Here is a 754-nt window from a genome sequence, read left to right on the forward strand (position 1 = left end):
GCGTTCTCGATCTGCCCCGGATCGACGAGACAGTTCCAGAGGCCGCCGCTCAGGATGGTCTCGATCTCGACATCCTCGCCGATCACCCGGCGCAGAAGATCGTCCATATTGTTGATGAGCCGGCCGAGGTTGACGACCTTGGGCTCAAGCGGCTGCCTGCGACCGAATGCCAGGAGCTGCGAGGCGAGCTTCGCGCCGCGCGATACGCCTGCCATGGCGTTCTGCACCCGCTGCTCGGCGCGCTCGTTTCCTGCAAGGTCGCGCGAGAGCAGTTGGAGGTTCCCACTCACCACCTGCAGCAGATTGTTGAAATCATGCGCCACGCCGCCCGTCAGCTTGCCGAGCGCTTCGAGCTTCTGCGACTGGCGTAGCGCCGCTTCGGCGGCCTCCCGGTCCAGCGTTTCCTGCTGTAGCCGGCCCAGCGCCGTGCCCAGCTCTTCGGTGCGCTGCTCGACCCGGTGCTCGAGCGTCTCGTTAAGATCGTGAAGCTGATCTTCCGCCCGCTTCTGATGCGTCACATCATAGCCGTCGACGAATATACCCGAGACGCTGCCATCGGGCTCGACAATGGGTTGATAAATGAGGTTCACGAAGCGGATCTCGAGCGGTCCGTCCGGCGTGCGCTGCAGATGGGCTTCGAGATTGCGGCCCACAAAGGGCTCGCCGGTCTGATACACCCCGTCCAGAAGCTCGATGAAGCCTTGGCCGGCAATCTCGGGAAGTCCGTCGCGCAGGGGCATGCCGACCACGTCGC

Annotated in this window: 1 protein-coding gene; it reads right to left on the reverse strand. The window is 64.1% G+C overall.

The features are described from left to right. Positions 1-754, reverse strand: a 754-nt coding sequence (locus tag ACFC3J_RS22775) for a histidine kinase dimerization/phospho-acceptor domain-containing protein (RefSeq protein ID WP_375198184.1), incomplete at both ends; no start/stop codon positions are given.

Origin of the sequence: Sphingobium sp. (genome assembly GCF_041987595.1) — a bacterium.
Classification (GTDB): Bacteria; Pseudomonadota; Alphaproteobacteria; order Sphingomonadales; family Sphingomonadaceae; genus Sphingobium.